26 protein-coding genes, 1 tRNA gene and 1 other RNA gene are annotated in these 24,883 nt (G+C 69.0%); 11 read left to right on the forward strand and 17 right to left on the reverse strand.

All coding sequences use genetic code 11. From position 1 onward, the window contains the following. Positions 1 to 40 precede the first annotated feature (40 nt). The 7 genes from KNN16_RS13110 to KNN16_RS13140 all read right to left on the reverse strand — a co-directional run bounded on the left by KNN16_RS13110 (position 41) and on the right by KNN16_RS13140 (position 7,845). On the reverse strand, positions 41 to 895 hold the full coding sequence (locus tag KNN16_RS13110; RefSeq protein WP_303897462.1) for an S-adenosyl-l-methionine hydroxide adenosyltransferase family protein: 855 nt from the start codon (positions 893 to 895) through the stop codon (positions 41 to 43). 201 nt (positions 896 to 1,096) lie between these two features. After that, positions 1,097 to 1,552: a nitrous oxide reductase accessory protein NosL gene (locus KNN16_RS13115; protein WP_299282725.1), complete on the reverse strand. Its 456-nt coding sequence runs from the start codon at positions 1,550 to 1,552 to the stop codon at positions 1,097 to 1,099. Between the two features lie 32 nt (positions 1,553 to 1,584). After that, positions 1,585 to 2,424 (reverse strand): ABC transporter permease, encoded by an 840-nt coding sequence (locus tag KNN16_RS13120; RefSeq protein ID WP_303897465.1) that lies wholly within the window; start codon positions 2,422 to 2,424, stop codon positions 1,585 to 1,587. A 12-nt stretch (positions 2,425 to 2,436) separates the two neighbouring features. Further along, entirely contained in the window at positions 2,437 to 4,665 is a 2,229-nt protein-coding gene (gene nosD, locus KNN16_RS13125; RefSeq protein ID WP_303897467.1) for a nitrous oxide reductase family maturation protein NosD, read from the reverse strand. Next, positions 4,662 to 5,318: a hypothetical protein gene (locus KNN16_RS13130; RefSeq protein WP_303897470.1), complete on the reverse strand. Its 657-nt coding sequence runs from the start codon at positions 5,316 to 5,318 to the stop codon at positions 4,662 to 4,664. Before KNN16_RS13130 ends, nosD begins: the two co-directional genes overlap by 4 nt. Before the next feature lie 127 nt (positions 5,319 to 5,445). After that, positions 5,446 to 7,434, reverse strand: a complete 1,989-nt coding sequence (gene nosZ / locus KNN16_RS13135) for a Sec-dependent nitrous-oxide reductase (protein ID WP_303897472.1) — start codon at positions 7,432 to 7,434, stop codon at positions 5,446 to 5,448. A 201-nt stretch (positions 7,435 to 7,635) separates the two neighbouring features. Next, positions 7,636 to 7,845, reverse strand: coding sequence for a hypothetical protein (locus KNN16_RS13140; RefSeq protein ID WP_299282713.1), 210 nt, complete (start codon positions 7,843 to 7,845; stop codon positions 7,636 to 7,638). 229 nt (positions 7,846 to 8,074) lie between these two features. Between KNN16_RS13140 and KNN16_RS13145 the strand changes: the two genes are divergently transcribed. After that, positions 8,075 to 8,149, forward strand: a tRNA-Arg gene (locus KNN16_RS13145). Between the two features lie 43 nt (positions 8,150 to 8,192). Here the strand turns inward: KNN16_RS13145 and rlmB are convergent. Together rlmB and KNN16_RS13155 are read right to left on the reverse strand one after the other, a co-directional pair. Then, positions 8,193 to 8,960 carry a 23S rRNA (guanosine(2251)-2'-O)-methyltransferase RlmB gene (gene rlmB, locus KNN16_RS13150; protein WP_299282710.1) on the reverse strand — a complete coding sequence of 256 codons (768 nt, stop codon included), beginning with the start codon at positions 8,958 to 8,960 and terminating at the stop codon, positions 8,193 to 8,195. After that, entirely contained in the window at positions 8,957 to 9,418 is a 462-nt protein-coding gene (locus tag KNN16_RS13155) for a GNAT family N-acetyltransferase (protein ID WP_299282707.1), read from the reverse strand. Before KNN16_RS13155 ends, rlmB begins: the two co-directional genes overlap by 4 nt. Before the next feature lie 158 nt (positions 9,419 to 9,576). On the opposite strand from KNN16_RS13155, the gene ffs reads away from it, so the two are divergent. The 3 genes from ffs (at position 9,577) to rsmA (ending at position 12,259) form a co-directional block, all read left to right on the forward strand. Further along, positions 9,577 to 9,845, forward strand: an RNA gene (gene ffs, locus KNN16_RS13160) — signal recognition particle sRNA large type. Positions 9,846 to 9,932: 87 nt separating this feature from the next. Beyond that, on the forward strand, positions 9,933 to 11,369 hold the full coding sequence (locus KNN16_RS13165; RefSeq protein WP_303897475.1) for a ubiquitin-like domain-containing protein: 1,437 nt from the start codon (positions 9,933 to 9,935) through the stop codon (positions 11,367 to 11,369). Positions 11,370 to 11,377: 8 nt separating this feature from the next. Continuing rightward, a complete protein-coding gene (gene rsmA / locus KNN16_RS13170) occupies positions 11,378 to 12,259 on the forward strand; it encodes a 16S rRNA (adenine(1518)-N(6)/adenine(1519)-N(6))-dimethyltransferase RsmA (RefSeq protein WP_303897477.1) in 882 nt (293 codons plus the stop codon). 15 nt (positions 12,260 to 12,274) lie between these two features. Here the strand turns inward: rsmA and KNN16_RS13175 are convergent, their stop codons facing one another. The 3 genes from KNN16_RS13175 to KNN16_RS13185 are packed head-to-tail and all read right to left on the reverse strand — an operon-like array spanning position 12,275 to position 14,379. Beyond that, positions 12,275 to 13,450 (reverse strand): beta-ketoacyl-ACP synthase III, encoded by a 1,176-nt coding sequence (locus KNN16_RS13175; RefSeq protein ID WP_303897479.1) that lies wholly within the window; start codon positions 13,448 to 13,450, stop codon positions 12,275 to 12,277. A gap of 39 nt (positions 13,451 to 13,489) precedes the next feature. Next, a complete protein-coding gene (locus KNN16_RS13180) occupies positions 13,490 to 13,843 on the reverse strand; it encodes a hypothetical protein (protein WP_299282695.1) in 354 nt (117 codons plus the stop codon). A 20-nt stretch (positions 13,844 to 13,863) separates the two neighbouring features. After that, positions 13,864 to 14,379: a sigma-70 family RNA polymerase sigma factor gene (locus KNN16_RS13185; RefSeq protein ID WP_299282692.1), complete on the reverse strand. Its 516-nt coding sequence runs from the start codon at positions 14,377 to 14,379 to the stop codon at positions 13,864 to 13,866. 211 nt (positions 14,380 to 14,590) lie between these two features. On the opposite strand from KNN16_RS13185, the gene KNN16_RS13190 reads away from it, so the two are divergent. Then, complete coding sequence (locus KNN16_RS13190) at positions 14,591 to 15,058, forward strand: V4R domain-containing protein (RefSeq protein WP_299282689.1); 468 nt, start codon at positions 14,591 to 14,593, stop codon at positions 15,056 to 15,058. Positions 15,059 to 15,078: 20 nt separating this feature from the next. Next, positions 15,079 to 15,921: a GNAT family N-acetyltransferase gene (locus KNN16_RS13195; protein WP_303897483.1), complete on the forward strand. Its 843-nt coding sequence runs from the start codon at positions 15,079 to 15,081 to the stop codon at positions 15,919 to 15,921. A 22-nt stretch (positions 15,922 to 15,943) separates the two neighbouring features. Here the strand turns inward: KNN16_RS13195 and KNN16_RS13200 are convergent, their stop codons facing one another. From KNN16_RS13200 to rlmN, 5 genes are read right to left on the reverse strand one after another with little or no spacing between them, the layout of a single operon-like run. Further along, complete coding sequence (locus KNN16_RS13200) at positions 15,944 to 16,594, reverse strand: response regulator transcription factor (protein ID WP_299282683.1); 651 nt, start codon at positions 16,592 to 16,594, stop codon at positions 15,944 to 15,946. Beyond that, positions 16,591 to 18,015 carry a sensor histidine kinase gene (locus KNN16_RS13205; RefSeq protein ID WP_303897486.1) on the reverse strand — a complete coding sequence of 475 codons (1,425 nt, stop codon included), beginning with the start codon at positions 18,013 to 18,015 and terminating at the stop codon, positions 16,591 to 16,593. Before KNN16_RS13205 ends, KNN16_RS13200 begins: the two co-directional genes overlap by 4 nt. Positions 18,016 to 18,072: 57 nt before the next feature. Beyond that, positions 18,073 to 18,957, reverse strand: a complete 885-nt coding sequence (locus KNN16_RS13210; protein WP_299282677.1) for an ROK family protein — start codon at positions 18,955 to 18,957, stop codon at positions 18,073 to 18,075. Positions 18,958 to 19,014: 57 nt separating this feature from the next. Continuing rightward, complete coding sequence (rpe, locus tag KNN16_RS13215; RefSeq protein ID WP_299282674.1) at positions 19,015 to 19,701, reverse strand: ribulose-phosphate 3-epimerase; 687 nt, start codon at positions 19,699 to 19,701, stop codon at positions 19,015 to 19,017. After that, entirely contained in the window at positions 19,698 to 20,777 is a 1,080-nt protein-coding gene (rlmN, locus tag KNN16_RS13220; RefSeq protein ID WP_299282672.1) for a 23S rRNA (adenine(2503)-C(2))-methyltransferase RlmN, read from the reverse strand. Before rlmN ends, rpe begins: the two co-directional genes overlap by 4 nt. Positions 20,778 to 20,851: 74 nt before the next feature. Between rlmN and KNN16_RS13225 the strand changes: the two genes are divergently transcribed. The 5 genes from KNN16_RS13225 to KNN16_RS13245 all read left to right on the forward strand — a co-directional run bounded on the left by KNN16_RS13225 (position 20,852) and on the right by KNN16_RS13245 (position 24,881). Further along, complete coding sequence (locus KNN16_RS13225) at positions 20,852 to 21,058, forward strand: DUF2442 domain-containing protein (RefSeq protein WP_303897490.1); 207 nt, start codon at positions 20,852 to 20,854, stop codon at positions 21,056 to 21,058. Between the two features lie 141 nt (positions 21,059 to 21,199). Next, positions 21,200 to 22,261 carry a recombinase RecA gene (recA, locus tag KNN16_RS13230; RefSeq protein ID WP_088570507.1) on the forward strand — a complete coding sequence of 354 codons (1,062 nt, stop codon included), beginning with the start codon at positions 21,200 to 21,202 and terminating at the stop codon, positions 22,259 to 22,261. A gap of 24 nt (positions 22,262 to 22,285) precedes the next feature. Then, on the forward strand, positions 22,286 to 22,927 hold the full coding sequence (locus KNN16_RS13235) for a regulatory protein RecX (protein ID WP_303897493.1): 642 nt from the start codon (positions 22,286 to 22,288) through the stop codon (positions 22,925 to 22,927). A gap of 81 nt (positions 22,928 to 23,008) precedes the next feature. Then, positions 23,009 to 24,562 carry a ribonuclease Y gene (rny, locus tag KNN16_RS13240; protein WP_299282658.1) on the forward strand — a complete coding sequence of 518 codons (1,554 nt, stop codon included), beginning with the start codon at positions 23,009 to 23,011 and terminating at the stop codon, positions 24,560 to 24,562. Positions 24,563 to 24,635: 73 nt separating this feature from the next. Next, a complete protein-coding gene (locus tag KNN16_RS13245) occupies positions 24,636 to 24,881 on the forward strand; it encodes a hypothetical protein (protein WP_299282655.1) in 246 nt (81 codons plus the stop codon). Positions 24,882 to 24,883: the final 2 nt, after the last annotated feature.

Consider the following 24,883-nt stretch of genomic DNA (forward strand, 5'->3'; position numbering starts at 1 on the left):
TCGCTCCTCTCCGGCCGATCGTGCGCAATGGGTATTGCATCTATTCCAGCGCCAGCAGGCGCACCCGAACCACCACCGGATCGCCGCGCCGGGCCTCCAGGGCGGCCGCGGCGCACCCGTTCACCAGGCCGATCTCTAAGAAGCCGGAGCTGCCCGGATAGGCGATCAGCTCCCCGGGTTTGGCCTCGGCGAAGGTGTGGAGGATGCCGGAGAGCACGCGATTCCCTACCTCCACCCGCGCCTCCCCCGCCCGGAAGAGGACCGGGAAGCGGCGGGCCAGGGGACCGAAGGCCGGTTGCAAAACCAGGGCGGCTCCCTGCCACTGCAGCCGGCCGATGCTGGTCACCAGGTTCCCGAACCGGTCCGCGTGCAGGATCTCCCCGACGATCCGCTCCTCCTCCAGATCCAGGCGGGGCGGAGGGAGGCGGACCGGATCCGTCACCGGCGGGCCGAAGGCAGCGGGAGGGACCCCGCGGGCGAGGTGGGCGGCGGCCGGGGCGAAGATGTCCCGGCCGTGGAAGGTGTAGCTGACCTGGGGCAGGCGATAGGCGGGCTCCTCAATGGCATAGCAACGGGCCTCCGGATGGTTGTCCAGGATGAAGCTGAAGAGCCCGTTGTCCGGCCCCACGAAGAGGGCCCGCTCCGTCTCCACGATCAACGCGCGGCGCCCGCTGCCCACCCCGGGATCCACCACCGCCACGTGGATGGTCCCGGGGGGGAAGTAGGGCGCGGCCTCCGCCACCACGAAGGCCGCCCGCCGGATGTCCTGAGGCGGGATGTGGTGGCTGAGGTCCACCAGCCGCACATCGGGGGCGATGGAGAGGATCACCCCCTTCATCGTCCCCACATAGCCGTCCTCATCCCCGAAGTCCGTCGTCAGGGTGATCACCCGCATCCCGATCCTCGCCGATCATCGCATCCACCGGCTTCGGGCGTTCCCCCTGTCGGGCCCGAAGCGTTCGGCTCCTCCAGTATATTCCGGCGCACCGGTTGCGGGCATCCGGAGGGGAGCAAAGACCGCGGGGGTTCGGAGGGGATGTTCGGCGGAGGAGGGGCGCAGCCCCGCTGCGCCCCTCCCGCTCCAGCTGCGCTTGCGCTACGGCCCGTGGCGATGGGGGGATCGAACGGTCTGCCGGGCGGTTGCCCAGTCCATCACCTGCCCGCCGTGGTCCCGGGCGAAGGCCTCAGCCCGGTCCCGCATGGCGAAGGCGAGCAGGCCGTAGCCCATGGGGGTCGGCACATCGGGCGCAAGGACCAGGACGGCGCGGTCCGCCTCGATCCATCCCCCACCCTCGAAGTCACGCACATAGAAGGCCGCTACATCCTCCGGATGGTCTCGGTAGTAATCGATCATGCACCCGATGTCATCGAAGAGGCGGGCCTGGCCGTTCCGGGTCACGTAGGCCGCGGCGAAGCGGGGATCGTTGATGAGCATCCCACAGTTGGCGCAGGGATCCTTCCCATAAGCGATATCCGGCGGCCTGGGCCCGCTGGGCCGCGCGCAGGCCACCAGCCCCGCCAGCATCAGCGCGATCGCGACCATTCGACGCATCATTCCCCCTCCTGGATGAGGAGCTCCTCTGTTCAGGCGGCGATGTCCTGCAACCTCCCGAAGCGCAGGGCGGCCATCAGGAACGCCAGGGCCAGCCAGCCCAGCATGATCGCCATCAGCATCGACCCCAGGGCCTCCCCATACGTCCGCCAGGCGTAGGCTCCCGCCGGCCCCAGGAGATCCGGGGAGCCGTTCAGCCAGACCATCGCCAGGATGCGGAAGGCGTGGAGGGGGTTCAGGACGGTGAGCCACCAGAGGACGGCCGGAGACAGGGCGAAGGCCCCCACCAGCCCCATGAGGCCCAGGTCCGAGAGGAACACGCCGGCCAGCCAGACCAGCAGGGAGAGGCCCAGGGCGGTGCTCTGGCGGCGCAACCCGACACCCAGGGTCATCCCCAGGCCGTAGGTGGTCCAGGCAAGCAGGGTGGCGCCGGCCGCCAGGGCCGCATAACGGCCGGCTTCCTCCGCGCCGCCGAGGCCTCCTCCCAGGCCGATGATCAGGCCGGTGATCCCGAACCCCAGAGCCATCGCGGCGGCCAGCGCCATGGCCCCCCCGATGGCCTTGGCGGCCCACACCTGAGCCCGGGAGACCGGATAAGACAGGAGGTAAGCCAGCGTCCCGCTCTCCCGCTCCGCCGCCCAGGTCATGGCCCCCAACCCCAGACCCATCAGGGAGGCGATCAGCGCGGAGAGGTGGACCAGCGCCGCGGCCGTGCGTCCAAAGCCGGCCAGCCCGATGTAGCCGGAGCCAGCCATGGAGAGGGCCGCCATGGCCAGGGCGATCACGAAGAAGCTCCCCGCTGTGATCCCGAACCAGCGGCTCCGCAGGATCTCCCGTCCTTCCTTCCAGATCAACCAGCGCGTCGCGCCCATGGGATCCCCCGCTTATGGCTCGCTCAGCTCCCACTCCGCGTCCTGAACCGGGATCCCGGCCGCCCAGAGCTGCCGCACCGGGGCCAGCTTCTGATCCGCCGGCACGGTGAGGGTCAGGCCATGATGGTTGGCGACGACCGGGTAGCCTGCCTCCTCCAGCAGCCGGCGGGCCCGGTCCTGTTCGGCAGGCGGGAGGCTCAGCCGGAGCCGCGCCTGCAACCCAACCGTCCGGGCGAGGGCTTCCGGCGCGACCTCCGCGACCACCTGTCCCTCCCGGAGCACCACCACGCGATCCGCCAGCTCCAGGATCTCCTCCAGCCGGTGGGAGCTGAAGATCAGCGTCTTCCCCTGGGCTTTCAGGGCCTGCAGCTGGCGCATCCACTCCAGCCGGGCCGCCATGTCCAGGTTTGCCGTCGGCTCATCCAGGAGCAGGAGGGGCGGGTCTCCCATCCGGGCCAGGGCCAGGGCCAGCCGTTGCTTCAGGCCCCCCGAGAGGGCCTGCACCGGACGGTCCTGATAGGGCGCCAACCCCATGGCCTCCACGATCCCGGGATCCACGGGAACCCCCCGGAGCGCGGCGAAGAAAGCCAGGGTCTCCCGGACGGTCCAGCTGTAGAAGGCCAGCTCCTGGGGCACGTAGCCGATGGCGCGGCGGGCCGCCGGACCCTCCTTCCGGACGTCCCGACCCGCCACCCGGATGTGGCCTTCAAAGGAGAGCAGGCCCAGGATGCAACGGAGGACGGTGGTTTTCCCTGCCCCGTTGGGTCCCCACAGGGCCACCGCCTCCCCCGGCTGCACGCGCAGGTCCAGCCCGCGCACCACCCAGGTCTGCCCGAACCGTTTGCGGAGCCCCCGGATCTCCAGCATCGCCGCTGGGGTCTGGCGGGGATCCGCCCGGATGGGCCCGGCGGGGGTGCGCTGCAGCCAGCGCCATCCGATCATCGCCAGGGCCAGCCCCCCCAGCCCCAAGCCGAGCCATGGGACCCCATGCCGGGGAGTGTGCCCGGCGGCCCCGGGGATCCCGGCTGGCGGCCGTATCCGGGGGGCCGGATCCTCCAGGCGAACCTGGGGCGCGAAGAAGGGGACCAGCCGCGCGGCGGTCTCCAGGGCCTGGACAGCGGGGGTGCCCCAGAAGATCCGCAGGGCCGGCATCGCATCGGTCAGGGCCTCGAAGAGGCGCTGGGAACGATAGGGGAGGTCGCCGATCCCATCGCCGTCGACGTCGAAGCCGACGTAGTCGCTCCAGAAGTTGCCCTCCCAGCGGTTCGCCTGCAGGTTCCCCTCTCCCTGCACGGCGGCCTGCTGCTCGTTCTCCCAGAAGACGTTCTCCCAGAAGATCACCCCCCGCACCATCGGCAGGGCCAGCACCCCGATCCCGTTGTAAGCGAAGAGGTTCCGCTCGAAGCGGACGGGGGAGCCCTCCGCGCGCGGGGTGTTGTCCAGGAAGAGGGCAGCGGTGTTGTCGGCGAAGAGGTTCTCCTCGGCGAGGATCTCATCGCTGTCCTTGAAGGCCATGCCGTAGCCGCTGGGTCCCCGGTGGTGAAGGAAGCGGTTGCGGCGGAAGACCCCGCCCCGGCTATACATCATATAGATCCCAACGTAGTTGCCTTCCAGGATGTTCCCCTCCGCCAGGCTCTCATTGCAATACATGTAGTGGATCCCGTAGCGCCCGCCCCGGAACCGGTTGTCCCGGAGGACGGAGCGATCGGAGAACCAGATGATCACGTCCCGCCCGCGCTCCGTCTCGTTGCCTTCGATGTAGGCGTCGGAGCTATACCACAGGCGGATGGCGTCCCCCCGCTCCGCCTCCGGCACGTCCAGGCCGCGGATGCGGTTGTTCCGGATGCGAGCCCCCGGGGAATCCTTCAGGTAGATCCCGAAGAGGACGTCCTCCAGCCGGTTGTCCTCCAGGATCACCCCGGGGGCTCCTTCCGCCCGGATCCCCGCGTCCTCATGGGTCAGGGAGCGGCCGGAGCGGCGGATCACAAAGCCGCGGACGGTCACCCCGGGGGCGGTGATCCAGAGGATGGTGCCCTGGCCCTGGCCATCCAGCACCGGGCTGTCGACACCGATCAGGGTGAGGGGCTTATCGATGCGGATGGGGCCGTCGTGCACGCCGCCGCGCACCTCCAGGGTCGCCCCCGGTGGGGCGGCGTCGATGGCCTCCTGGAGGGAGCGCCCGGGATCCGCAGGGGCGCCCCCGAGCAGCGCCCAGAGGGCCAGGGCCAGGGGGATGATCATCCACGGGCTCCTTCCGGGACCAGGGTGAGAGGGCCGAGACGCACGGCCTGACGGCGTTCCAGGGCGGTCCGCACCACCCGGCGGAAGTGCAGGCCCAGGGCGATCAGGAAGGAGGCCGCGAGGGCCATCCAGAACCCGAGCTGGAGCTCCGCCACGGTGCGGAACTGGCCCACGACGCCGGTGCCCAGCAGCGGCGGCGTGAAGGGCGGCAGCCGCAGCGGGGCGTTCGGGTCCAGGTCGTGACCGTAGCGGTAGAGCCAGTAATACATGTCGGCCAGGAAAATGAAGGGGAAGAGCATGGCCGGCAGGGCCAGCACCGCCGCCCAGCGGCGTCGGGTGAAGGCCAGGGCCTCGCCCAGGAGCGCCGCCGCGCCGATGGCCAGGGGCGCCAGGAAGCGTTCCACCTGGGCCGCCTCATGGAGCTTCTTCATCCCGATGTAATGGTTCAGGTTGTCTACCTCGCTCACATCCCCGGCCAGGTGGGTGACGTAGACGTCCACCCGAAGCCCCCCGGGATACTGCGGGGCCTGAAGGGTCATGCGCCAGTAGGGGAACAGCAGGGAAAGCAGCAGCAGCCAGGATGCCCCGATGAAGAACGCCCGGGGCAGCCGGAAAGGATCCTCCCGAAGCCATGTGTTCACTCGCTCCATCATGGTCTTCTTCTCCTCAAGGGATTGCGGTCCGCGCCCTCAGGCCCCGGGGTATTCGATTCGATCCCTCATCGAAATCGGAAACCGTTAAAGGGGGGCGGCTGGCCGGCCGCCCCCCTGCGGTCCCGGATCACGGCTCCACCAAGAAGTAGCCCATCATCTCCAGGTGGAGGGCCGAGCAGAACTCCGTGCAGTAGAAGGGGAAGGTCCCGCTCTGGTCGGCGTCGAACTCGATGGTGGCGGTCTCGCCGGGCTCCAGGCTCAGGTTGATGTTGTAGCCGCCCAGGGCGAAGCCGTGGGTGGCGTCGCGGGCTCGCTCGATGTTGGTGATGTGCCAGATCACGTGATCGCCCTTGCGGATCTTCACGCGCTCCGGCTTGAAGTGGCTGCGGACCGCCGTCATCCAGATCTCCACCACCCGCCGGCCGCCCTCCTCCCGCACCTCCACCCGCTCCCGGCCAGCCTCGGTGGCGTTGGGGTCCTTGGCCATCTTCACCGCGTTCCACCCGATCTCCGGGTAGACCAGGAACGGCTTGAGCTTGTCGGCCTTGATGATCTGGGCGTAGTGCGGCTCGCCGATGCCGATGGGCATGTCATAGAGGAGCCGCATCTTGCCGCCGCTGATGTCGATCAGCTGGAAGTTCTGCGGGTGCAGCGGGCCCACCGGCTGGAAGCGATCCACCGACCACTTGTTGAGGGCCACCACGTATTTGCCGTCCGGCGAGACCGTGTCCCCTTCCGTCGCGGCGATGTGGCCGATGTTGTAGTGGACCGGCAGCTTCTCCACCAGCTTCCAGGGCTCCGCGCCGTCCTTGCGGTAGGGGCCGCCCAGGGACCACCGGGCCACGGCGCTGTCCAGGAAGAGGGAGGTGTAAGCGTAGCCCTTGTCGTCGAAGACCGTGTGCAGCGGCCCGAGGCCGAGCTCCACCTGGGCTTCCTTGACGTCCTCGAACTTCAGCACCGGCACCCCGAAGGGGTCGCGCTCGAAGTTCCCGGCGGCGATGGCCTTCTGGATCTTCTCAAAGGAGTAGACCGTCACGTGGGGATCCAGCTTGCCGCCTACCACGATGTATTCGCCGCCCGGCGCCACGTCCACCCCGTGGGGGCTCTTGGGCTCCGGGGCGAAGAAGAGGACCCCTTCCTGGGCCGCCGTCTGAAGGCGGATCACCTTGATCCCGTTGATGACCTCATACTTGCCGGCCCGGATCAGCTCCTCGGCCTTCTTCCAGTTGATGATATGGAGGTAGTCCATCTCGTTCTTGGCTGTGCCGGCCTCGAAGGGCGGGTTGCCCTCCTCGATGCCGCCGGTGGCCATCTCGGTGTTGATGGAGTTGCAGAACACCCAGCCGTAAGAGACCTTCTTGCCCGCGTCGCACAGGTCCTGCCAGTAGGGCGGCAGCTCGATCTGGAAGGATCGGTCCGGATCCACCCGGCCCTTCTGGCGGTCGAAGGCCCAGAAGGTCAGCAGCCCCCGGTATTTGTCCTTGTATTGATCCAGCGGGGCATACTCCCACCCGATGGGGGCCGCATACTGCGGGCCCTCGACGACGTATTCGGTGTTGGGGGTGACGAAGCCGCCGCCGTGGTCGGAGATCGCGTTGGGGTTCTTGACGATCTGCTTGGTTTCGAAGTCGCGCAGATCGATCACTGCCAGGCGGGCGTTGGCCTTGTCGTTGATGAACAGGAACTGGCCGTCGTATTCCCCTTCGGTCTCGGAGAGGGCCGGATGGTGGGTGTCGCCCCAGAGGATGGGCTTGCCCCGGGCGAAGCCCTCCGCCAGCACCTCCAGGGTGCCCTTCTCCCCGAACCCGTAGCCCTGCCAGGGCTCTGGCGTGAAGACACCGATCACCTTGAGCAGCCGCATGGAGGGGATGCCGATCACCAGGACCTGGCCGGAGTGCCCGCCGGAGGCGAACATCACGTATTCGTCATACTTGCCCCCCGGCACGTAGGTCCGCAGCGCAGCAACCACGTCCTCCGGGGACAGGCCCCGCTCCCGGATCACCGTCTGCGCTTCCGCCGGCAGGCCCGCCACCGGGGTCGCCCCACCCCGGGCACAGGCCGCCACCAGGGCCATCAGAACCCCCAGGATCACCCCCTTCGCTTTCCCATGCATCATCGGAACCTCCTCCCATCCATGATCGTGCGGCCGACTCTCCCATCAGGCCGGACGCTCTGGCCTCTATCTTGTCCGGTTCGGCCGCCAGAGCCTATGATCTACGTCATACGAGGAGGTCATTTAGGGACGATGAATGTCATAAAATAGGGGTGCGGTTCGTCATATGGTGTGATAGCCTTCGTGCCCAATCGATGATGTTTGTCATGGGGTCGGAGGGGGGAGGGGGCGTCGGGGGCAGGTGGTCCAGCAGGGGAAAGGCCCGTGGGAGATCTTGGCCCCGCAGGTCGGGCAGCGGACGGTCTCCTCATAGCACCAGATTTCGATGTCCGGCTCCCCGCAGACCGGACAGGTCACGTAATCCGGGAAGGGGTCCGGCAACGGCCGGGCGGACGGCTCTTGTTGCAGTGGCATGGGAGGGTCTCCCGGGTCGGCGCGCGTATGCTCAGGGATATCGTGGCCCAGGCCGGCCCACTCCGGTATGATCCCCGTCATACGCCGGGGGCGGGGTATGTCTCGATTTTGTCGGGCCTGGCCGCCTTGTAGGACAACTGCTCGCAGTTGTCCTACGATTTTGGGACACACCCGGGGGGCGGCCCGCGTTGACAGATCCGGCCGATTGCGGTAGATTCTTAAGTGACAGGCCCCCATAGCTCAGGCTGGATAGAGCGTTGGCCTCCGGAGCCAAAGGTCGCGGGTTCGAGTCCCGCTGGGGGCTCTGGGCAGGCGGGTCATCCCCTGATGATCCGCCTGTTTTGTTTTTAGGAGAAGCCCCGGCGTCGGGCGATCTCATAGAGGGCGATGGCGCCGGCGGCCGCGGCGTTGAGGGAGGCGACCCGTCCTCGCATGGGGAGGTAGATGAGGAAATCGCACGTCCGTCGCACCAGCGGACGGATGCCGGATTCCTCGTTGCCCACCACCAGGGCGATGGGTCCGCTGAGGTCCGCCTGATCGTAACGGATCGCCCGGGGATCCTGTTGCAGGCCCACCACCCACACGCCGCGGGCCTTGAGTTGCTCCAGGGCCCGGGCCAGGTTGGTGACCTGGACCACCGGAAGGTGCTCCACCGCGCCGGCCGAGGCGTTGACCACCGCCGGCGTCACCCGGGCGCTGCGATGCTCCGGGAACAGCACGGCATGCACCCCCACCGCCTCCGCCGTCCGCAACAGGGTCCCGAAGTTCTGGGGGTCCTGCAGGCAATCCAGCGCCAGCCAGAAGGGCGGATCCGAACGGCGGGCGCTTTCCGCCCAGGCCTGCTCCAGATCCACATAAGGATAAGGATCCGCCTCGGCGACCACCCCCTGGTGGCCGTCCGCCACGGCGTCCAGCCGCGCCCGGGGGACGCGCAGCACCGGGACGCCTTGGGCCTCGGCCAGAGCGATCAGCTCCTCCAGGATCGGCCGGGGCTGGAGGCCTTCGGCGATGAGCAGCCGGTAAATGCGCCGCCGCCCGGCCCGCAGGGCCTCGTGGACCGCGTGGCGGCCATACAGGAACTCCCGCTGGAAGATCTCCCCGGACCGCTCTTTCATTGCGATCCCTCCGAAGGTTCTCCGGCGGCTTCCGCCGGATCCCAGCCCATGATCCGAAGGGGCCGGCCCAGCCATCGGGCGATCCGCTCCGTCCATCGGAAGAAGGGCGGCATCTCCTCCGGCCTGAGCCTTCGAAAGCCGAACCGGGCGTAAAACGGCTCCAGCTCCGGCCGGCAGATCAGCACCAGGGGCTCCCGGACCCGGGCCAGTTGCGCCCGGACCAGGGCGCTGCCGATGCCCCGGCCCCGCCACGCGGGATCCACCACCAGGGAGGCCAGCTCCCGGCTGCCATCCCGATGCGGGCGGATCTGGACGGCCCCCACCACCCGTCCCTGCACCTCGGCCACCCAGAAACGGGGGATGTGAAGCCCGAAGGGGTTCAGCCGGGCCTCCCGGATCATCCGTCGGATGATGGGTCCGTCCTCCGGCCGGGCCGGGCGCAGGATCCAGTCCTCCATCTGCTTTCTCCTCTGAAGCCGTCTTGATCTTTCTCACCCCAAAGGATTCTACCTGAGGGAGGCTGGCTTGCTTCGCCCTCAGGACCTTTCTGTTCGTGCGTTCCTGGACGGCCCCGGCTTGACATGGGGGTCGGGATCCGCTACGCTAAAGGTGGCGGCCGTGCTCAGGCGGGGAGGTGGCGGTTCCCTGCACCCGAAATCCGCCAGACGCGGGGCCGACATCCCCTTCGAGGGTTAGCGCGGCCCCCTGTGGGGCTCCCTCCCGGCGATGAAGGTCCGGTCCTGCGCGGCGGACCCCGGTGAACCCCGCCAGGCCCGGAAGGGAGCAACGGTAAGCCGTCCCGGTTCGCGCGCCGCAGGGGCGCCGGGCCGGAGCCGAACGAGGGCTCCCCCAGGGGGAGAGGCGGGCTCGACAAGGGGCGCACGGCCGCCCTCGGGAGGCTGCGAACCGGCGACCATGGCCTTTCCGAGATCCTTCCATGGGCCCATCGGCCCGAGTTCCGCCGCTGCACGAATGGACCGCTGGAGGCTTCTCCAATCGATCGCCTGGCTCGGGCTGGGCGCGTTCTGCCTCTGGGGTTACTGGCGCTCCCAACAGACGGTAACCCTCCTCCTGGATGATCGGATCGTTCCCATTAGAACCCATCAACGAACCGTGGCCGGGGTGCTGCGGGAGGCCGGGGTGTCCTTGCGTCCGGAGGACGAGGTCTTCCCGGCCCCGGATCAGGAGATCCGCCCACCGGCCCTCATCCGAGTCCGCCGGGCCCAGCCGGTGTGGATCCGGGTGGAGGGGAGAGGGACGGAGCCCTCCCGGCAGCTCCGGGTTTACACCCTCCATCGGGATCCGGAGGCCATCCTGCGGCAGGCGGGGGTGGAGCGGGAGCCCGGGGACGTGTTGTGGGTGGATGGACAACCATGGTCCCTCGGCGCGAAGACCGTGGACGGAGGAGCGCCCCCCGGGGAGATCCGCATCCAGCGAGCGGCCCCTCTGGTCTTGCGCCTGGAGGATGGATCCCGCCGGGTGATCCTGACCACTGCGCCCACCGTGGGGGCTGCCCTCCGGGAGGCGGGCTTCTCCCTGCACCCGGCGGATCGTCTGATCCCGGGTCCCGAAACCATGCTGAACGGCGGGTTGCAGGTGAGCCTCTTTCGCGCCCGTCCCATCACCGTGGAGGCCGACGGCCGCGTCCAGGTGGTGCATACCACCGCCCGGACCGTTCGGGATCTGTTGTGGGAGCTCGGGCTCACCCTGCACGGCCAGGATCGGGTGATCCCGGAGGAAGGGGCGGCCCTGCAAGGCGGAGAGACGGTGCGGGTGATCCGGGTGCGGGAGGACTTTGAGATCGAGGAGAGCCCGATCCCCTTCCGCACGGTCTGGGAGCCGGACCCGAACCTGGAGCTGGACACGTGGGTGCAGAAGGCCCCGGGGCGGAACGGATTGCTGCAGCGACGGATCCGCGTCCGGTATGAGAACGGCCAGGCGATGGCCCGGGAGGTGGTGGATGAGACGGTGGTCCGGCCACCGGAGCCCCGGGTGTGGGTCTATGGGACGAAGATCGTGGTGCGCACCCTGGAAACCCCGGAGGGCCCGGTGGAATACTGGCGGCGGATCCGAATGCTGGCCACCTCTTACAGCGCCTCCACCGCAGGGGTTCATCCCTCCGCCCCCTACTTCGGGCGGACACGGACCGGGCTGCCCATGCAACGGGGGATCGTGGCCGTGGACCCGCGGGTCATCCGCCTGGGGTGGCGGGTGTATGTGCCGGGCTATGGGATCGGCCTGGCGGCCGACACCGGCGGGGGGATCATCGGCCGCCGCATCGACCTGGGTTACAACGATGAGGATCTGGTCCTCTGGTATCGATGGGTGGACGTGTATCTGCTGACGCCGGTGCCGCCTCCGGAATCCATCCCCTATGTGTTGCCGGACTGGCCCTCCCCGCCTCCATGAGCGTCCGGATGCCTCCTCCGCCTCCGATGCCCTGGCCCCGCTATCTGAAAGCCCACGGCCTGTATCCTCGCAAGGGGCTAGGCCAGCATTTCCTCATCGAGGAGTCTTTCCTGGCCCGTATCGCCGATGCGGCGGAGCTGGAGGCTGGGGAGTGGGCGCTGGAGATCGGGGCGGGCCCCGGCACCCTCACCCGACATCTGGCCCTTCGGGCCGCTCACGTGGTGGCGGTGGAGATCGACACCCGCTTCCTCCCGCTCCTGCGGGAGATCCTGGCCCCTTACTCCAACATCACCGTCATCCCGGGGGATATCCTGGCCCTGGATCCGGGGGCGCTGGTGCAGGGCCACCCCTATCGGGTGATCGGGAACATCCCTTACTACATCACATCAGCGATCCTGCGCCACGTGATGGAAGCCTCCCCCCGTCCCCGCCGGGTGGTTCTCACCGTTCAGCACGAGGTGGCCCGGCGGATCACGGCCGGGCCGGGCGCGATGAGCCTGCTGGCAGTGAGCGTGCAGGTGTATGGGTGTCCCCGCGTGGTGGCGCGCATCCCGGCGGGGGCCTTCTGGCCCCGCCCCGAGGTGGATTCGGCCGTCGTCGTGATCGATCCCTACGAGCGGCCGGCGGTGGACCTTGGGGATCCGGACTGGTTCTTCGAGGTGGTCCGGGCGGGGTTCCAGCAGCGCCGCAAGCAGCTCCACAACGCCCTGTCCCACGGCCTGGGGCTTCCGGATGAAGCGGTGCGGGAGGCCCTGACCCGGGCGGGGGTCGACCCCGCCCGCCGGGCGGAGACCCTCTCCCTGGAGGAGTGGGCGGCCCTCAGCGCGGCCCTCCGTCCCCTCCGGAGGCTCGCCCAGGAGGGCCGCGCTTTGCCCGCCGAGGAGGCATGAATCGTCGAGAGTTGCTCAGCGTCGTCGGCGGCGGGACCGGGTGTAGAAGGGCAGCAGCAGGCTCATGGCCGTCTGGAGGAGCTGGCGGCGGGCCCGCAGGGCCATCACTTTGGCCTGGCGCACCGGCTCCAGGCGGTTGAGATCCGGCAGGGAGACCGGCAGGCGCACCGGCCAGTTCTCCACCGGGATCGGCCGGTCCTCCGCCCGCACCCCGTAGCGCACCACCGCCCCGGCCCAGGTCAGCCCGGCCCCGAACCCGATGAGCAGGAGGTTATCCCCCTCCCGGATCCGCCCCTGGGCCATGGCCTCGGCGAAGGCGATGGGGATGGAGGCCGCCGAGGTGTTCCCGTAGCGGTCCAGGTTGAGGAACACCTTCTCCATCGGGAAGCCGAGCTCCCGACAGGCGGCCTCGATGATCCGCTCATTGGCCTGGTGAGGGATCATCAGGTCGATCTCATCGGGGGCCAGGCCGCTGCGGGCGATGGCCTCGATGGCGACCTTCCCCAGCACCCGGGTGGCGAACTTGAACACCTCCCGGCCGTTCATGCGCAATAGATGCCCCTTGTGCCGGATGGTCTCCTCGGTGATGACGTGGTTGGTGGAGATGCCGGGCACGATCAGGTGCTCCGCCCCCGAGCCATCGGATCCGAGAACGAAGGAGAGCACCCCGGTGGGCAGCTCGCTGGCCTGCAGGACCATGGCCCCGGCCCCGTCGCCGAAGAGCACGGCCGTGTTGCGGTCGCTCCAATCGATGTTGCGGCTGATGATCTCCGCGCCGATGACCAGGATGTTGCGCATCAGCCCGGCGGCGATGAAGGCGTGGGCCACCGCCAGGCCATACATGAAGCCGGTGCACCCGGCGCCCAGGGTGAAGGCCCCGCAACGGGCGTTGAGCTTGTGCTGAATGATGGATGAGACCGGGGGGATTACATAATCGGGCGTGGAGGTGGCCACGATGATCAGATCGAGATCCTGGGGCAGGACGCCCGCGCGGGCCATCGCCTCCCGCGCCGCGGCCACCGAAAGGTCTGACATCGTCTCGCCGGGACCGGCGATCCGCCGCTCCCGAATCCCGGTGCGGGTGAGGATCCATTCCTCCGTGGTATGCAGCTGCTGGGCCAGCTCGGCGCTGGTCAGCGCCTTCCGGGGGACCGCCATCCCCCATCCGGCGATCCGGCTATACCATGGCATCGCTCCCTCCTTTCGGACTGGGATCCGAATAGGCTCTCCTCACCTATTCAGCGGGAGGGCCGAGCGGACCGGCTGCCGTCGGCGATAGGCCCACAGCCCCACCGCGGCCGTTCCCAGGGCCACCCCGAGCCACCAGAGGGGGATGGCCGGGGTGGAGGGCCTCCGGCGGGGAGCCTGCCGGGCCTCCGCCATCAGGCGCTCATACAGCGAGGCCACCCAGGTCGGCCGCGGCTCCACCGGCCGCAGGGCGTCCGCCAGCTGCTCTGCCAGCTGGAAGAGCGCGCGGTCCCGAGGGGAGAACGCCACCGGAGGGAGCGGATACGCCGCTTCCCCCCGCAGCCCCTGTTGCAGACGCGCAGCATGCCACTCCAGCCACTCTGCGAGATCCGGCATGATGTCCTCCGCGAAGGGATTCAGGGCTCCCGCAGCAGCTCCTTCCGGAGCGCCTCCAGGGTGCGGTGATACAGCACCCGGATCGCCCCCTCGGTCCGCCCCATGATCCGGGCGATCTCGGCGTTGGAAAGTCCCTCGACGAACTTGAGGATCAGCAGCTGCTGGCGATCCGGGGGCAGGCGCCGCAGGGCCCGAAGCAGCCGCTCCCGTTCCTCCTGACGCTCCACCAGGGCTTCCACCCGATCCGGGGCCCGCTCGTGCCCGTTCTCGGAGAGCGGGACCACCGGGCGCCGGCGGCGGTCCCGATGCCAGTTGGCCACCAGGTTGTGAGCGATGCGGAAGAGCCAGGCGGCGAAGGGCAGCCCTCTTTCCTGGAACCGGGGCAGGTGCTGCAAGGCCTGCAGGAAGACCCGGCTGGTGAGATCTTCCGCTTCCTCCGGATCGCCGGTGCGGTAGAAGATGTAGTTGTAAATCGAGCGCACGTGACGCAGGTAGAGCTCCCCGAAGGCTTCGGGATCCCGTCGGGCCTGCTCCACCAGCCTCCGCTCCTCGTCCCGGGATCCTGCGGGAGAGCGACGAGTGGCCATGGTCCCCCACGATCGTTCCCAAGCGGATCGGGAGCTGCGCCGTTCGTCCCGCTACCCCTCCTTTCCGGAACGGCCCAGCTCCCGTGGATTTGTCGCATCAAGGCACTCTAAGTATACCCGAAAGCGGGGGGAGGGGCGCATCTCCGCTCGGAGGACGCACATGGACGCCGCGCGTGTCGTCGAGGTCATCCGGCAGGAATCCGTGCTCATCGATCGGGCGGGGCTGGTTTCGCTCTACGGAGCGGTGCTCCGGCTGGCCGGGCTGGGGGTGGGGGGGATGCTCTACCAGGCCGGACGGCAGGCCGGGCTGCGGGGCGCCCAGCTCCTTCAGGAACGGCTGGGCCTGCAGGGGGAGGATCTGGTGGAGGCAGCCCGCATCGCCTTCGAGGCCGCCCAGTGGGGGGAGGCGCGCTGGCAGCGGGAGGATGCCACCATCCGGGTGGAGGTGACCCATTCCGTCCTCGCCGAGGGGCTCCGGCCCCAGCGAAAGCCGGTCTGTCACCCCCTGGCAGGATACATCGCCGGCTTCCTGGAGGTCGCCCTGGGGCGCCCGGTCCGCGTTCGGGAGATCGCCTGCGCGGCCGTGGAGGGCGAGACCTGTCAGTTTGTGGCGGAAGCGGAACGGTGAGCGCGCTTTGGAGGGGATCGATGTTCTCGGCGGTGCGCCCTGCCACCCGGGCCGATCGGAGCGCTATCCTGCATCTGGTCCGGGAGCATCGGCGGGCTCAAATGACGCTGGACTGGTGGTCCCTGGAGGAATGGCTGGAAGCCCCGACCGCCTGGGTGGTGGAGCGGATGGGCCGGGTGATCGCCTTCTGGCTGGGCATCCAGGTGGACAGCCCGGTGGCGTGGCTGCGGGTGGCGGCGGTGGCCGACGGCGAGGACGCGCCCCAGCTGTTCCGACAGCTCTGGCCCTCCATGGCCCGGGCCCTGGCGGCCCAGGGGGCAATGGAGGCCGTCGGGATGGCCTATGGGGAATGGCTGGAGTCTGTCTATCCGGCAGCCGGCTTCACCCGCCGCACGGTGGTGATCACCCTGCGGAAGGACGACTGGCGGATCCCGGAGCTCCCGGCCGTCCCCGTTCGCGTCCGTCGGGCGATGCTGGAGGACATCCCACGGATCGCGGCGGTGGATCGCCAGGCCTTCGAGCCCCTCTGGTGGTATGGCCCCACCATCCTGACCCGCGCCTGGCATCAGGTGCCCTACTTCATCGTGGCGGAGGCGGAGGGAGAGATCATCGGCTACGCCTTCGCCGACCTCTATGGCATGCACGGACATATCGTCCGCCTGGCGGTCCACCCGGCCCATCAGGGCCGGTCCGTGGGGGCGCGCTTGCTGGCGGAGAGCCTGCGGTATCTGATCGACCTGGGGGCTTATCCCATCACCCTCAACACGCAGGTCGAGAACCGGATCTCCCAGGCCCTCTACCGGCGGTTCGGTTTCCACCCCACCGGGCAGGAGGTCTCCATCTGGAGTTGCGCGCTCCGGTGATTCGGAGGGAAGCCCTCGCCGCTTATTCTTCCTTCAGCAGGCCCTTCTGGATCATGTAGCGGACCAGCTGGGCGCGGGTTCGCAGGCCCAGTTTCTCCATCCCGCGAGCCCGGTAGGTCTCCACGGTTTTGACGCTCAGGCCCAGGCGCTCGGCGATCTCCTGGTTGGTGTGCCCGATGGCCACCATGCGGAGCACCTGGCGCTCCCGCTCGCTCAGGCTCTCCCATGGCTCCGGGGTCTCCGGGATCTGCGGGGCAGGGATCAGATCCTCCAGGAGCGCGCGGGTCATCGCGGGGTGGATGTAGAGGTCGCCCCGCGCCACCGCGCGGATCGCTGTGATCAGCTCCTCATCGGTGGCGCGCTTGATGATGTAACCGGCGGCGCCCTCGGCCAGGGCCTGCCGCAGGTATGCTTCGTCCTCGTGCATCGTCAGGATCAGCACCCGCGCCTCCGGCACCTGCCGGCGCAGCAGGGCGAGGGCTTGCAAACCGGGCATGCCCGGCATGGTGAGGTCCAGCAGGATGACGTCCGGGCGGATCGCCTCTGCCTGGCGCAGGGTTTGCCAGCCATCCTCCGCCTCTCCGACGACCTCGATGTCCGGTTGGGCGCTGAGGAGCAGCCGGAGGCCGGCCCGGAACACAGCGTGGTCGTCCGCGATCAGCACCCGGATCATGAGTCCTCCAGCGGAACGCGGAGATAGATGGTGGTGCCCTGGCCCGGCGCCGATTCGATGGCCAGGGAGCCTCCCACCAGTTGGGCCCGTTCCCGCATCCCGTAGATCCCGAGGCGGTTGCCGGGCTCCTCCCGAAGCACGCGATCGACGTCGAAGCCGCAGCCGTCATCCTCCACGATCACGGAGAGCAGACGGGGGGAGGCCTGGAGGAGGACGCTGATCCGCTGGCAACCGGCGTATTTGGCGGCGTTGGTCAGGGCCTCCTGCACGATGCGGTAGACGGCAGTCTCGATGGCCGGGGGGATGCGGCGGCCATCCAGGCCGATCACCTGCATCTCCACTTCGATCCCGAAGCGCTCGCGGTAGTCCCGGATGTAGCGCTCCAGGGCTGCCACCAAGCCCAGATCATCCAGCACCGAGGGCCGCAGCTCGAAAGCCAGGCGCCGCACACGGTTGAGCGTCTCATCGACCAGCCGATACATGTCCTGGAGCCGGGAGCGCATGGTCTCGGGGTCGAGGGCTTGCTCGATGTTCCGCAGCCCCACGCGCAGCGAGGCCAGGGCCTGCCCGGTCTCGTCGTGCAGCTCCCGGGCGATCCGCCGGCGCTCCTCCTCCTGCGCCTCAATGATCCGCTGGATATAGAAGGCCCGCATGCGCTCCTGCTGGGCCAGCTCTTCCACCATCGCGTTGAACGCCTGGGCCAGGGCCCCGATCTCATCCTTGGCCCACACGACCGCCCGGGCGGTGAAATCCCGCCGGGCCACCCGCTCGGTCATCGCCACCAGGCCCCGGATGGGACGGACGATCAGATGGGTGAGGAACAGGGCGATGCCGATGCTGAGGGCGGACACGGCCACGGTGGTCAGCAGCAACCGCACGGTCAACGCGTCGACAGCGGCGCGCACCCCTGTGTCCCGCAGCCCCAGGCGTAACACCCCCGCCTGTCCCCGGAAGACCGGGACCGCGATGTCCCAGATCACCCCCTCCGGCGTGCGCAGCGGCTGGAGATGGTAGGACGCCCCCGGCGGGAGAGGATGCGCCTCGACCAGCCCCACCGGGAACTCCGGCCCGGTCCCGAACGTGTGAGCCAGGACCTCCCCCTCCGGGGAGAGGGCGAAGGCATAGCGCAGCTCGGGGTTGTGATCCACCGCATCCTGCAACAGCCGATGAAGCCCCATCAGGTCGTTGATCAGGATCAGGTCCGTGCTCCGCGCCGCCAGGTCGCTGGCCATCGCGATCCCCCAGTCCTGGGTGCGGGCGACCAGCACATGGTAGAGGGCGTAGCGGACCTGCAGGATGGTGGTGAGGCCGAAGAGCACCGTTCCGCCCAGGACGATGCCCAGGATTTTGGTCCGCACGCTGACCCCGCCCGCGATCTCCCAGAACCGCTCCCGTGCCTGATGAAGGAAGTGCCATCGCATCTTCCACTCCCTTCGGTTTGCCGATGGCTGTTCCATAGAAGCAGGATGATCGCATCCTCAACCGGCCATCTCCATCGCCAGGGCGAGAGCCCCCAGCAGCCCGGCCCGTTCCCCCAGCGCCGGGGGCAGCACATACGTCTCCAGGTCCCCCTCCAGGGCCGGTGCCGGGAGATACCGGTTCAGCAGCGCCTGCATCCGCCCTCGGACCCGCGGGAGCAGCCCCGGATGCTGGGCGACGCCCCCGCCGAGGAGGATGCGCTGCGGCGTCAGGATGCACAGGATGTTCACCAGGCCCAGGGCCAGATACTCCGCCTCCAGCTCCCACGCGGGATGATCCGGCGGCAGGACCTCCGGAGGCTGCCCCCAGCGGGCCGCCATCGCCGGTCCGGAGGCCAGGCCCTCCAGGCAGTCCCCATGGAACGGACACACCCCGGGGAAGGGGTCCCGCTCCCGGTCATGGGGGATCCGGATGTGGCCCATCTCCGGATGCCATACCCCGTGGAGCATCCGGCCGTGGACGATGGCGCCGCCCCCGATGCCGGTGCCCACCGTCAGATAAACGAAAGTGTGCAGGCCCTGCGCGGCCCCCCAGCGCCCCTCCCCCAGCGCCGCCGCCTGGACGTCGGTCGTCAGGCCGATGGGAACCTCGAAGGCCTCCCGAAAAGGCCGCAGGAGGTTCACCCCGGACCATCCCGGCTTGGGGGTAGTAGGGATCGTGCCGAAGGTGGGCGACCCGGGATCCAGGTCCAGCGGGCCGAAGGAGCCGATCCCGATGGCCTTCAGTGTTTTGGCGAAGGGCCGGAAGAAAGCGATCACCCGGGCCAGGGTTTCCTCCGGGGTCGTGGTCGGGATGCGCAGGGTGGCCTCCAGGTGATCCGGCCCGGTGCCCACCGCGCAGAGGAATTTGGTGCCGCCGGCCTCCACCGCGCCGTAAAGGGACATCCCGGGGTCCCCTCCGCAGATGGTTTCGGAATCCCGGTTCCGGGCCCTGGGCGCTTCTCAAGGAAAACGTGGGATGCGGGCGTTTTCGACGGCCTGGCGGAGGCGCCGGAGCGCCGCTTCGGCCCCGTCAGGGGCCTCGAAGATGGAAGCCCCGGCCACCAGGACCGTGGCCCCTGCTTCCACCAGGTCGGAAGCGTTCTCCGGCCCCACTCCGCCGTCGACCTCCAGCTCGATGGGTCGGTCGAGGGCGTCGATCATCCGCCGGGCCCGGCGCACCTTCTCCCGCATACGTTCGATGAACGCCTGGCCGCCGAACCCGGGGTTCACGGTCATGATCAGCACCTGATCCACGTCCGGCAGGATCTCCTCCAGGGCGCTCAGGGGAGTGGCCGGGTTCAGGGCCACGCCCGCCCGCAGCCCCAGCCTCCGGATCCCCTGGATCACCCGGTGCAGGTGGGGGCAGGCCTCCACGTGGACGATGAGGCGGTCGGCGCCGGCCTGGGCGAAGGCCTCGAGATACCGCTCCGGGGCCTCGATCATCAGATGGACGTCGAGGGGCAACGAGGTGATCCGCCGCAGGGCCGCCACGATGGGCATCCCGAAGGTCAGGTTGGGCACGAAATGGCCGTCCATCACATCGACGTGGATCCAGTCAGCTCCCGCCCGGGCCACCGCCTCGACCTCCCGGGCCAGGCAGCGGAGATCGGCGGAGAGGATGGAGGGCGCGATCTTCACCTCCCTCATGCCTGGGCCTCCTGAAGCATGGGACGCACGATCCGCGGACGCCGGCCGACGACTTCAGCCCGGAGCTGACCGCATCCGGCCGCCACATCGATCCCCCGGCGCACCCGGACGGTGCAGGGGATCCCCGCCTTCTCCAGGATACGACGGAAGGCTTCCACCCGTTCGGGCGGGGAGGCCTCCCCGGGGAAGTCCGGGGTGGGGTTCAGAGGGATCAGGTTCACGTGGGCCAGCATCCCCCGGATGCGTTCGACCAGGGCGTATGCCTGCTCCGGCGTGTCGTTGACCCCTCGGATCATCACCCACTCGAAGGTCACCCGCCGCCGGGTCTGCTCGATATAATCCCGCACGGCCGCCATCAGGGCGTTCAGAGGATAGACCCGGTTGATCGGGACCAGCCGGTCGCGCAGCTCGTCCGTGGCGGCGTGCAGGGAGATCGCGAGGTTGATCTGCCAGCCTTCCCGGGCGAACCGCCGGATGCCCGGGACGATCCCCACGGTGGAGACGGTGATGCGGCGCTGGCCCAGGCCCATGCCTTCCGGATGGATGAGCAAGCGCAGGGCTTTGGCGGTGTGCGCGTAATTGGCGAAGGGCTCGCCCATCCCCATGAACACCACATGGGTCAGCCGCTCGCCATGGGCGGACAGCCAGCGGGCGACCCAGAGGACCTGCTCCACGATCTCCCCGGGGGTGAGGTTGCGCAGCAGGCCCATCTGGCCGGTGGCGCAGAAGGGGCAGCCCATGGCGCACCCAGCCTGGGTGGAGACACAGGCCGTGCGCCGATCGGTGTATTCCATCAAAACCGCCTCCACGTTCACCCCATCCGGCAAGGCGAACAGCCACTTGCGGGTCCATCCATCCCGGGAGACCCGCTCCGCGACGGGCCGGAGGGCCGAGAGCGTGAAAGCCTCCGTCAGGCGCTCCCGCAGCGCCTTCGGCAGATCCGTCATGGCCTCAAAGTCCGTCGCCCCGCGCCGGTAAACCCAGTGCCAAATCTGGCGCGCCCGATAGGAGGGCTCGCCCCACGCGGCCAGCGTTTCCTCCAGCTCTTCCAGGGAAAGATCCAGCAAGAACCGCATCCGCCTCCACCCGTGTGATATCCTTCTCGCTTCATCCTACCCAGAAGGGCTCTAAAGGAGCAAATTTGCTGTGCATGGAAGGGTCTATCCATAAACGCACGAACGGGAGCGGAAAAGAGGCGCTGTTCCGCCAGGTGGCGATCGACCCGGAGGCCCCTACCCTGGTCTGGCCGAATGGGGCGGACTTCGATCCCAAGGCGCTCTATGATTGGCCGAAGTATGTCGAGGGCCTGAAGCCACGGGCATTGCGGTGGGCCGTCTCGTGGACACGGGCGCGCTGAGCCGGCCCGAGGGGCCAGGGCCTGTTCCGCATGCGCCTCGCCTTTCCCCCCCGAGTCCCCACGACCCGCTCGTTTCCGGCCTTCCCGGATTTGAGTTAAACTATCTTCAAAGCGTGGAGCCTGAGCGCAGAGAGGTGAGCGATGACAAAGGACGCGCGGCTGAAGGCGCTGGAGACGGCGGTGCTGACGCTGACCAAGCGGTTTGGGGAAGGGACGATCATGCGCCTGGGGGAGGCCGCCCAGCAGCCGGTGGAGGTCATCCCCACCGGATCCCTGGCCCTGGATCTCGCCCTGGGGGTCGGCGGGATCCCCCGCGGGCGGATCACAGAGATCTACGGCCCGGAGGCCTCCGGGAAGACCACCCTCTGCCTTCATGTGATCGCGGAGGCCCAGAAGCGAGGGGGGATCGCGGCCTTCATCGACATGGAGCACGCCCTGGACCCTCAATACGCCCAACGGTGCGGCGTGGACGTGGACAACCTCTACATCGCCCAGCCGGACACCGGGGAGCAGGCCCTGGAGATCGCGGAGACGTTGATTCGCAGCGGAGCGGTGGACGTCGTGGTGGTGGACTCGGTGGCCGCGCTGGTGCCGCGGGCGGAGATCGAGGGGGAGATGGGCGACGCCCACGTGGGGCTTCAGGCCCGCTTGATGAGCCAGGCCCTGCGCAAGCTCGCCGGGGCCATCCGCCAGTCCAACACCGCCATGCTCTTCACCAACCAGCTCCGGATGAAGATCGGCACCATGTTCGGCAACCCGGAGACCACCACGGGCGGCATGGCTCTGAAGTTCTACGCCTCCGTCCGCCTGGAGATCCGCCGCCTGCAGAACCTCAAGGCCGGCGGCGAGATCATCGGGAGCCGGGTTCGGGTCCGGGTGACCAAGAACAAGGTGGCCCCACCCTTCCGGGAGGCCGAGTTCGACATCCTCTACAATGAGGGGATCAGCAAAGCGGGGGATATCCTGGATCTGGCGACTGAGCTCGGGCTGATCACCAAGCGGGGCACTTTCTTCATGTATGGGGACACCCGCCTGGGCCAGGGGCGGGAGAACGCCCGGGAGTTCCTGAAGGCCCACCCCGAGCTGATGGAGGAGCTGGAGCAACGGATCCGGGAGAACGCCGCCCGCGCCGCCTCCCTGAAACGCCTGGGGGTGAGCGCGGAGGCGCCCGAGGAGGCGGCGCCGATCCCGGAGCTGGAGTGAGCGGCCTCCCGCTTCCCCCTTCCCATGGGCGGTCGGATCACGCGGCTTCAGGCTTTAAAGAGCGGCCGGGTAGCGGTGTATCTGGACGGCCGCCGGGCCTTCGTCCTGACGGCCCTGGAGGCCGCCCGGCTGCGGCCGGGCCAGGTGCTCTCCGACGAGGAGATCGCTCAGCTGCAGGAGCGGGATCGTCTGGAACAGGCCCACGAAGCCGCCCTCCGGTTCCTGAGCTACCGCCCGCGGAGCGAACGGGAGGTCGGCGATTATCTCCGCCAGAAAGGATTTGACGCCGCCACGGTGGAGGCGGAACTCGAGCGGCTCCGTCGGGCCGGGCTGGTGGATGATTACGCCTTCGCCCGGTTCTGGGTGGAGAACCGAACCGCCTTCCGGCCACGGGGTCGGCGAGCCTTGCAGGCGGAGCTCCGACGCAAGGGCGTCCCCCCCGACGTCATCCGGGAGGTCCTCCGAGAGAGCGCCCCGGATGAACGGTCGCTGGCCCTGCGACTGGCCCGGGAGCGAGCCCGACGTCTGCAAGGCCTGGACCCCCGGACCCTCCGGCGGCGGCTGGCCGGCTACCTGAGCCGTCGGGGGTTCGACGGGGAACTGGTGATGGAAGTCCTTCGCGCTCTGGATATCGAAAGCGAGGAGGAAGAAGCGCCGGAAGGGTAGGCGGGAACCCCCGCTGCCCGCCGGATCCGGACAGGGGGAACATCCCCCTCTCGTTAGATCCTTTCCATCACAGGATCGGCCATGGAGCAAATCATCTGGATCCCGCTCGCCGTGATTGGGTTGATCGGCGGCGGTGCGCTGGGATGGTTCCTGGGGAAGCAACAGGTTCGGGGACAGCTCCGCAGGGAGATCGAGGCCGCTCAACAGGAAGCGCAGCGTCTGGTGGAGGAGGCCAAACAGCAGGCCGCTCAGCTCCTGCTTCAGGCAAAGGACGAGTCCCTGCGCTTGCGGGAGGCCACCGAGGCCGAGCTTCGCAAGTGGCGGGCCGATCTCCGCAAGGAGGAGGAGCGGCTGCGCCACCGGCGGGAGGAGCTCGACCGCCGGGCTGAGCGTCTGGAGAAGCAGGAGCGTCGCCTGAACGAGCGACAGGCGGAGCTGGAACGGCAGGCCGCGCAGCTGCAGGCCGCCGTCGCCCGGCTGGAGGAGGAACGCCGGGCGGCCCTGGAGCAGGTCGCCGGGATGACCGCCGAGCAGGCCCGTCAGGTCCTGCTGGAGATGGTCGAGAAGGAAGCCCGGGAGGACATGGCCCGCCTCTACCGGCAGATCGAGGCCGAGGCCCGGCTCCAGGCCGAGGAACGCGCCCGGGAGATCATCGCCACGGCCATCCAGCGCATCGCCAGCGAACAGGTCGCTGAGCTGACCGTCTCAGTGGTGCCCCTGCCCAACGACGAGATGAAGGGGCGCATCATCGGGCGGAACGGCCGTAACATCCGAGCTCTGGAGAAGATCACCGGAGTTGAGATCATCGTGGATGACACCCCCGAGGCCATCACCCTCTCCTCCCATGATCCGGTGCGCCGGGAGGTCGCCCGCATCGCCCTCACCCGCCTCATCCAGGATGGGCGGATCCATCCGGCGCGGATCGAGAAGGTGGTGGCCGAGGCCCGCGAGGAGGTGGAGCGGATCATCTGGGAGGAGGGGCAGCAGGCCGCCGCCGCCGCCGGCGTCACCGGCCTGCACCCCGAGCTCATCCGTCTCCTCGGGCGCCTGAAGTTCCGCACCAGCTACGGCCAGAACCAGCTGCACCACGCGGTGGAGGTGGCCTGGCTGGCCGGCATGATCGCCGCCGAGCTGGGGGCGGACGTGCGGATCGCCCGCATGGGCGGGCTGCTGCACGACATCGGCAAGGCGGTGGATCACCAGGTGGAGGGCACCCACGCCCTGATCGGGGCGGAGCTGGCCCGCCGCTACGGCGTGCCCCCCAAGGTGGTCAACTGCATCGCCAGCCATCACCACGAGGTGCCCCAGGAGTGCATCGAGGCGGTGATCGTGGAGGCCGCCGACGCCATCTCCGGTGCCCGGCCCGGCGCCCGCCGGGAGACCCTCGAGATGTATCTCAAGCGGATCCAGGAGCTGGAGAACCTGGCCCGCTCCTACCCGGGCGTCGCCGAATGCTACGCCATCCAGGCCGGGCGGGAGATCCGCATCATCGTCAAGCCGGAGGAGGTGGACGACCTGGCCATCATCCGGATGTCCCGGGAGATCGCCCGCAAGATCGAGGAGACCATGCAATACCCGGGCCAGATCAAGGTCACCGTGATCCGGGAGACCCGGGCGGTGGAGATCGCCCGCTGAGCCCGGGCCGCGCCGGAGGGATCTTCCAGGATCTGCCGCGCTCTGGATCTCAGCCGGAAAGGAGTGTGCGCATATGGCCAAGAAACGACGGGTTCGCACAACCCCTGTGGCCCCGCGGGGCGCCCCAGCGCCCGCGCCCGCGCGAGAGGCCGTGCCCTCGCCGGCGGCTCCCCCGCCGTCCCGCCGGCCGACCTCCAGCCTGTCCAATTACGACTACAGCTACGTGCGGCGGGATCTGCGCCGCATCGGCGTCCTGGCCGGGGTGCTCCTCGGCGCCCAGATCGCCCTCGCCTTCCTTCTGCCTCATCTGTTGAGGTGAGC

It is taken from the genome of Thermoflexus hugenholtzii (assembly GCF_018771565.1).
Taxonomy (GTDB): Bacteria; Chloroflexota; Anaerolineae; order Thermoflexales; family Thermoflexaceae; genus Thermoflexus; species Thermoflexus hugenholtzii_A.

Excerpts from the sequence above, each read along its gene's own strand:
- rpe (WP_299282674.1), bottom strand. The coding sequence starts at position 19,701 with ATGAGGGAGGTGAAGATCGCGCCCTCCATCCTCTCCGCCGATCTCCGC.
- KNN16_RS13140 (WP_299282713.1), bottom strand. The coding sequence starts at position 7,845 with ATGCCACTGCAACAAGAGCCGTCCGCCCGGCCGTTGCCGGACCCCTTC.
- KNN16_RS13245 (WP_299282655.1), top strand. The coding sequence starts at position 24,636 with ATGGCCAAGAAACGACGGGTTCGCACAACCCCTGTGGCCCCGCGGGGC.
- KNN16_RS13165 (WP_303897475.1), top strand. The coding sequence starts at position 9,933 with ATGGACCGCTGGAGGCTTCTCCAATCGATCGCCTGGCTCGGGCTGGGC.
- KNN16_RS13200 (WP_299282683.1), bottom strand. The coding sequence starts at position 16,594 with ATGATCCGGGTGCTGATCGCGGACGACCACGCTGTGTTCCGGGCCGGC.
- rny (WP_299282658.1), top strand. The coding sequence starts at position 23,009 with ATGGAGCAAATCATCTGGATCCCGCTCGCCGTGATTGGGTTGATCGGC.
- KNN16_RS13115 (WP_299282725.1), bottom strand. The coding sequence starts at position 1,552 with ATGCGTCGAATGGTCGCGATCGCGCTGATGCTGGCGGGGCTGGTGGCC.
- KNN16_RS13205 (WP_303897486.1), bottom strand. The coding sequence starts at position 18,015 with ATGCGATGGCACTTCCTTCATCAGGCACGGGAGCGGTTCTGGGAGATC.
- nosD (WP_303897467.1), bottom strand. The coding sequence starts at position 4,665 with ATGATCATCCCCCTGGCCCTGGCCCTCTGGGCGCTGCTCGGGGGCGCC.
- KNN16_RS13235 (WP_303897493.1), top strand. The coding sequence starts at position 22,286 with ATGGGCGGTCGGATCACGCGGCTTCAGGCTTTAAAGAGCGGCCGGGTA.
- KNN16_RS13155 (WP_299282707.1), bottom strand. The coding sequence starts at position 9,418 with ATGGAGGACTGGATCCTGCGCCCGGCCCGGCCGGAGGACGGACCCATC.
- KNN16_RS13130 (WP_303897470.1), bottom strand. The coding sequence starts at position 5,318 with ATGATGGAGCGAGTGAACACATGGCTTCGGGAGGATCCTTTCCGGCTG.
- rlmB (WP_299282710.1), bottom strand. The coding sequence starts at position 8,960 with ATGAAAGAGCGGTCCGGGGAGATCTTCCAGCGGGAGTTCCTGTATGGC.
- KNN16_RS13225 (WP_303897490.1), top strand. The coding sequence starts at position 20,852 with ATGGAAGGGTCTATCCATAAACGCACGAACGGGAGCGGAAAAGAGGCG.
- recA (WP_088570507.1), top strand. The coding sequence starts at position 21,200 with ATGACAAAGGACGCGCGGCTGAAGGCGCTGGAGACGGCGGTGCTGACG.
- KNN16_RS13210 (WP_299282677.1), bottom strand. The coding sequence starts at position 18,957 with ATGTCCCTTTACGGCGCGGTGGAGGCCGGCGGCACCAAATTCCTCTGC.
- rsmA (WP_303897477.1), top strand. The coding sequence starts at position 11,378 with ATGCCTCCTCCGCCTCCGATGCCCTGGCCCCGCTATCTGAAAGCCCAC.
- KNN16_RS13175 (WP_303897479.1), bottom strand. The coding sequence starts at position 13,450 with ATGCCATGGTATAGCCGGATCGCCGGATGGGGGATGGCGGTCCCCCGG.
- KNN16_RS13110 (WP_303897462.1), bottom strand. The coding sequence starts at position 895 with ATGCGGGTGATCACCCTGACGACGGACTTCGGGGATGAGGACGGCTAT.
- KNN16_RS13190 (WP_299282689.1), top strand. The coding sequence starts at position 14,591 with ATGGACGCCGCGCGTGTCGTCGAGGTCATCCGGCAGGAATCCGTGCTC.
- rlmN (WP_299282672.1), bottom strand. The coding sequence starts at position 20,777 with ATGCGGTTCTTGCTGGATCTTTCCCTGGAAGAGCTGGAGGAAACGCTG.
- nosZ (WP_303897472.1), bottom strand. The coding sequence starts at position 7,434 with ATGATGCATGGGAAAGCGAAGGGGGTGATCCTGGGGGTTCTGATGGCC.
- KNN16_RS13180 (WP_299282695.1), bottom strand. The coding sequence starts at position 13,843 with ATGCCGGATCTCGCAGAGTGGCTGGAGTGGCATGCTGCGCGTCTGCAA.
- KNN16_RS13120 (WP_303897465.1), bottom strand. The coding sequence starts at position 2,424 with ATGGGCGCGACGCGCTGGTTGATCTGGAAGGAAGGACGGGAGATCCTG.
- KNN16_RS13195 (WP_303897483.1), top strand. The coding sequence starts at position 15,079 with ATGTTCTCGGCGGTGCGCCCTGCCACCCGGGCCGATCGGAGCGCTATC.